Consider the following 5,260-nt stretch of genomic DNA (forward strand, 5'->3'; position numbering starts at 1 on the left):
ACGGCGCCGGCGGCGATGGCGGGCGGGAGGTCGTTGAAGGATACGACGCACATGTTGGTGGCCAGTGGCATGGGCACGTTGGCGCGGACTTCGGCCATGCCGGCGATGCCGGGGGTGGGGTCTTCGAGGTATTCGAGGATGCCGTCGAGTTCGCGGCCGATCTTGATGGAGGTTTCGACGGTCCAGGCGGCGTTGGGGTCCAGGCGCAGGGGCAGGTCGGGGAACTCGGCGCGCAGGGCCTTGATCGCGGCGGTCTCCTGGTCGGGGGCGAAGACGCCGCCCTTGAGCTTCAGGGCGGAGAAGCCGTAGCGGTCGACCATGGTGCGGGCCTGGGCGACGATGCCGTCCGGGTCCAGGGCTTCGCCCCACGGGTCCGGTTCGAAGCCGGGGTGGGTGTCCCATTTGTAGAAGAGGTAGCCGCTGAAGGCGACGGTGTCGCGGGCGGCGCCGCCGAGCAGGTCGGCCACGGGGCGGCCGAGGAGTTTGCCCTGGATGTCGAGGGCGGCGACGTCGAAGGGGGACAGGACCCGGTCGGCCGTGGAGGAGCCGGTGACCATGCCGGACATGCCGTGTCCGCCCTGGACGGTGTCGGCGGCCAGCGCGCGGGCGACGGTCTGGCGCATCCGGTTGATGTTGAAGACATCGGCGCCGGTGAGGGCCTCGGCGGCCGAATGGAGGCGCTGCAGGTGGCCTGCGTCGCCGTAGGTTTCGCCCAGACCGGTGACCCCGGCGTCGGTGTGGACCTGGACGATCGCGCGGAGCGCGAACGGTTCGTGCACGCCGACCGTGTTCAGCAGCGGCGGATCCGCGAACGCCACCGGCGTGATCGTGATGCCCGTAATGGCCACCTGCTCGAGGTGGGTTTGCTGCAACGTTGGCTGGGTCACTTATGGAGCTCCTTCTTTGGGCCGGGATGTTACGACGATAAGCCGCGGCATCCATGCCGGTCCAAGCTAAAATGTGCACGCAACGATGCAAGGAGTGTATTGATGTTCACCCTGATCCAACTCGAGTCCTTCGTGGCCGTCGCCGAGGAGCTGCACTTCGGCGCGGCCGCCGAACGGCTCAACATGACCCAGCCGCCGCTCAGCCGGCAGATCCAGTTGCTGGAACGGGAACTGGGCTCACAGCTTTTCGACCGGACCAGCCGCAAGGTCGAACTGACGGACGCAGGCCGGACGCTGCTGCCCAGCGCCCGGCAGATCCTCGACATGGCCATCAAGACGGAGCTCGACGTCCGCCGCGTCTCCCTCGGCGAGGCGGGGGCGGTCACCGTCGGCTACACGGCGATTGCCGGCCAGAGCGCGCTACCGAAACTGCTTCGGCGCGCGGCCGATGAACAGCCGGGCGTTTCCCTGATCCTGCGCGAGCTCGTCTCGACGGACCAGATGGACGGCCTGGTCAAGGGGGCGGTCGATATCGGACTGCTACGGCCGATCGTGGCGAGGCCCGGCATCGTCTCCCGCCCACTGATGCGCGACCGGCTGGTCATAGCCCTGCCGGCGGACAGCGATCTGGCCGGCGATGGCGGCCCGGTCGCGCTGCGGGCGCTCGACGGGCGGCCGCTGATGATGTATTCGACCGCAGAGGCGCGCTACTTCCACGATCTGGTCCTTCGGCTCTTCGCCAGCGCCGGTGCCCACGCGAACATCACTCAGTACGCCAGCCAGGTCCCTGCCCTGCTGGCCTTCGTGGAAGCCGGCCTCGGCCTGACTCTGGTCCCCGCCTCGGCACAAGGCCTGGCCCCGTCGGGAGTGCAGTTCCGCGAACTCGAACCGTCCCGCGGCATCAAGGACCTCAACCGGGTGGACCTCGAGGTGGCCTGGAACGAGAACAACACCAATCCCGCGGTGCGCCGCCTGCTGGACCTGCTGGACACGCCGCCCGAAGATGAGGGCCCCGCCTGAGGTATTCCCCTCCCCGGCGGCCGCCCGTACCCTAGGGGCTGGGAGGTGATCAGGCATGAAGGCAACGCAAGGCGACAGGATTATTGTCCACGGCCGCACGGTCGGCGCTTCGGACCGGCACGGCGAGATCCTCGAGGTGCGGGGCGCGGACGGCGCCCCGCCGTACTTCGTCCGCTTCGACGACGGCCACGAGTCGGTGCTCTTCCCGGGCGGCGACTTCCAAGTGGAGCGGCGGCCGGAGTCCTAGATCCCGGCCGGGGACCCGGGCGGTCTTCCGGTGGCGGAAGGAATGGACGACGGCGATGCGGCGTTGAGCCGGTCATGGAGCGTATTGCTTTTCTGTCCTTTGGCCACTGGGGGCCCGGCCGCGGTTCCCGCACGCGATCGGCGCGGGAAGCGCTGCTGCAGGGGATCGAGCTGGCGGTAGCCGCAGAGGAGATCGGGGTCGACGGCGCGTTCTTCCGGGTGCACCACTTCGCCCGGCAGCAGGCGTCGCCGTTCCCGCTGCTGGCGGCGATCGCGGCCCGCACATCCCGGATCGAGATCGGCACCGGCGTGATCGACATGCGCTACGAGAACCCGCTCTACATGGCGGAGGAGGCTGCCGCCACGGACCTGATCAGCGGCGGACGGCTCCAGCTGGGCATCAGCCGCGGATCCCCCGAACCAGCGAAGGACGGGGCCGCCGCGTTCGGGTACGTTCCGGCCGAGGGCGAGACGCCGGCGGACATGGCGCGCCGGCACACCGAAGTGTTCCGCCACGCCATCGCCGGCGGGGGAGTGGCGGAGGCTGATCCGCAGTTCACCGGGACCACCGGGCTGCTGCCGATCCAGCCGACGTCGTATGACCTGCCGCAGCGCATCTGGTGGGGCGCCGGCACCCGGCAGACCGCGGTCTGGGCGGCGGAGCAGGGCATGAACCTGATGAGCTCGACGCTGCTCACCGAAGACACCGGCGTGCCTTCGGGGAGCTGCAGGCCGAGCAGATCCGCATGTTCCGCGAGGCCTGGCAGGCCGCCGGGCACAAGTTCAAACCGCGGGTTTCGGTCAGCCGCAGCGTGATGCCGATCGTCGACGATGAGGACCGGCTGTACTTCGGCGGCCGTGCGGCGCAAAGCAGCGACCAGGTCGGCATGATCGACGGGCTGCTCTCGCGCTTCGGCCGCACCTACACGGGCGAGCCGGACGTCCTCGCGCGCGAGCTCGCCGCCGATGCCGCGGTCCAGGCGGCCGATACCCTTATGCTCACGGTCCCGAACCAGCTCGGCGTCGACTACAACGCCAAGCTGCTGGGCAACATCGCGCGCTACATCGCCCCGGAGCTCGGCTGGCGGAGCAAGATTACGACGACGGCGGGCGGCACGGTCCCGGAGCGCGGCTAACGTCGTCGTTAGCTACTTCAGGCCGCGCAGCCGTTCCATGTCCCGGCGGTCCTTCTTGGTGGGCCGGCCGGTGCCGCGGTCCCGCTGCGGCAGCCCTAGCGCGGGCATCGGCGGACGCTCCGGCGTGTGGTCCGTGTAGCAGTGCGATGCGGCCTCGGCGCCGACGCGCTTGGCGATCAGCCGGCGCACCTCCAGGATGCGCTCGTAGCCGGGCTGGCGGAGCCGGATGGTGTCCCCGGGGACCACCTGTTGGGAGGCCTTGGCCGGGTTCCCGTTCAGCCGCACGTGCCCGGCGCGGCAGGCCGCGGTGGCCGCCGAGCGCGTCTTGTAGGCGCGGATGGACCAGAGCCAGGCGTCGATCCTCACGGTCGCGGAAGCTGTCGGCAGTGCGTTCATGATGGAAACCGAGTCTAGTCGCAGGTCGCCTTAGGCGCGCACAGCGCGGCGGCGCTAAGCTGGGCGGCAGAGGGAAGGAACTGCAGGTGGAAACGTCGTCGTCAATGCCCTCCGAATGGCAGCGTGCCCTGCTGATCATGGCCCACCCCGATGACCCGGAATACGGGGCAGGGGCGGCGGTGGCGCAGTGGATCTCGGACGGCAAGGAGGTCTCCTACGTGCTGGCCACGCGCGGGGAGGCCGGCATCGCCGGGCTCGACCCGGTGGAAGCGGCCGCCGTCCGGGAGGCCGAGCAGCGCCGCGCGTGCGAGCGGGTGGGCGTGGAGACGGTGGAGTTCCTCGATTTCGCGGACGGGCGCCTGGAGCACTCGCTGGTGCTGCGCCGGGAGCTGGCCAGCGCGATCCGGCGGCACCGTCCGGAACTTGTCATCACGCTGAACTTCGAACAGACCTGGGGCCCGGGCATCTGGAACTCGGCGGACCACCGGCACCTCGGGGCGGCGGTCATGGATGCGGTGGCGGACGCCGCAAACGAGTGGATCTTTCCGGACCTCTACGGCGGGCCGGAGCCGCATGCCGGAGTGGAATGGGTGGCCGTGTGCTCGCCGCGGCCGACGCACTGGCTGGACGTGGATGCGGACAGCGTGGAGCGGGCGGTGGAATCGCTGGCCGAGCACCGGATGTACCTGGAGGCGCTCAGCGAGGAGCCGGTCGAGGTGCAGGCCCGCCGGCAGATCGACCTGGTCACCGGCGGTGCGGAGGCGGCGGCCAGGCGGGTTGGGTTCCAGCTCTACTCGTTCTGACACTGACACTGGCACCGGCACTGGCACTGGCACTGGCACTGGCACTGGCACGGTGCATCGGACGTTACGAACCGGGACGGCCTACGCGGTCAGGCACCGTTTGCTGGCTAGGGTGGGCGGGTGAACTACTTCCTGCGCAAGCCGTGGCGGGGCCGGATCGGTGCCCTGCTCGGCATCCTCATCATGGCGCTCAGCCTGCGGCCGGCCGTCTCCGTGGTCCCGCCGCTGCTGGGCACCGTGGGCCCCGAACTGGGTTTCGACGCCGCAACCACCGGCGCCCTGGCGATGCTGCCGCCGCTGGTGTTCGCCGCCGCCGGGCTGGCCACGCCGGCGCTGATCCGCTGGCTCGGGCCGGAGCGGGTGCTCACAGTCGCGGTGCTGTTCGCCGTCGCCGGGCAGCTGGGACGCGCCGCGGTGGACTCGGTCTGGCCCTTCCTCGGGCTGTCCGCGCTGGTCATGGCCGGCTACGGAATGGGCAATGTGGTGCTGCCGCCGCTGGTGAAGAAGTACTTCCCGGACCGGATGGGCGTGGTTACCGCAGGCTACGTCACCCTGCTGGCCGTGGGCACGGCGGCGAGTCCGCAGCTCGCGGTGCCGGTGGCGGAGCTGACCGACTGGCGGGTGTCGATTGCGGTTTGGGCGTCGGTCAGCGCCCTGGTCCTGGTGCCGTGGGCGGTCCAGTTCCTGCGGCACCGGCAGGAGCAGCGGCGGGTTAACGACGACGGCGGAGCGGCCTCCGCGCAGGCGGTTGCGGCGGGTGCCGGGGCGAGTG

The 5,260-nt window shown here is 70.4% G+C and carries 6 protein-coding genes and 1 pseudogene; 5 read left to right on the plus strand and 2 right to left on the minus strand.

What is annotated here, in order from left to right; all coding sequences use genetic code 11:
• Nucleotides 1–887 (minus strand): enolase C-terminal domain-like protein (locus D477_RS19085; protein ID WP_005273915.1); only part of this gene is annotated, 887 nt, incomplete at its 3' end.
• A gap of 102 nt (nucleotides 888–989) precedes the next feature.
• Here D477_RS19085 and D477_RS19090 point away from each other — a divergent pair.
• The 3 genes and pseudogenes from D477_RS19090 to D477_RS19100 all read left to right on the plus strand — a co-directional run bounded on the left by D477_RS19090 (nucleotide 990) and on the right by D477_RS19100 (nucleotide 3,289).
• On the plus strand, nucleotides 990–1,907 hold the full coding sequence (locus tag D477_RS19090; RefSeq protein ID WP_005273916.1) for a LysR family transcriptional regulator: 918 nt from the start codon (nucleotides 990–992) through the stop codon (nucleotides 1,905–1,907).
• Between the two features lie 55 nt (nucleotides 1,908–1,962).
• Nucleotides 1,963–2,154: a DUF1918 domain-containing protein gene (locus tag D477_RS19095; RefSeq protein WP_005273918.1), complete on the plus strand. Its 192-nt coding sequence runs from the start codon at nucleotides 1,963–1,965 to the stop codon at nucleotides 2,152–2,154.
• A gap of 74 nt (nucleotides 2,155–2,228) precedes the next feature.
• Nucleotides 2,229–3,289 (plus strand): annotated as a pseudogene (locus D477_RS19100) (LLM class flavin-dependent oxidoreductase).
• A gap of 12 nt (nucleotides 3,290–3,301) precedes the next feature.
• Here D477_RS19100 and D477_RS19105 read toward each other — a convergent pair.
• Nucleotides 3,302–3,685, minus strand: a complete 384-nt coding sequence (locus D477_RS19105) for an RNA-binding S4 domain-containing protein (RefSeq protein WP_005273922.1) — start codon at nucleotides 3,683–3,685, stop codon at nucleotides 3,302–3,304.
• An 86-nt stretch (nucleotides 3,686–3,771) separates the two neighbouring features.
• Between D477_RS19105 and D477_RS19110 the strand changes: the two genes are divergently transcribed.
• Together D477_RS19110 and D477_RS19115 are read left to right on the plus strand one after the other, a co-directional pair.
• Nucleotides 3,772–4,488: a PIG-L deacetylase family protein gene (locus D477_RS19110; protein ID WP_005273924.1), complete on the plus strand. Its 717-nt coding sequence runs from the start codon at nucleotides 3,772–3,774 to the stop codon at nucleotides 4,486–4,488.
• A 120-nt stretch (nucleotides 4,489–4,608) separates the two neighbouring features.
• A partial coding sequence (locus D477_RS19115; protein ID WP_005273927.1) for an MFS transporter occupies nucleotides 4,609–5,260 on the plus strand: 652 nt, incomplete at its 3' end.

This window comes from Arthrobacter crystallopoietes BAB-32 (assembly GCF_000328305.2).
Classification (GTDB): domain Bacteria; phylum Actinomycetota; class Actinomycetes; order Actinomycetales; family Micrococcaceae; genus Crystallibacter; species Crystallibacter crystallopoietes_A.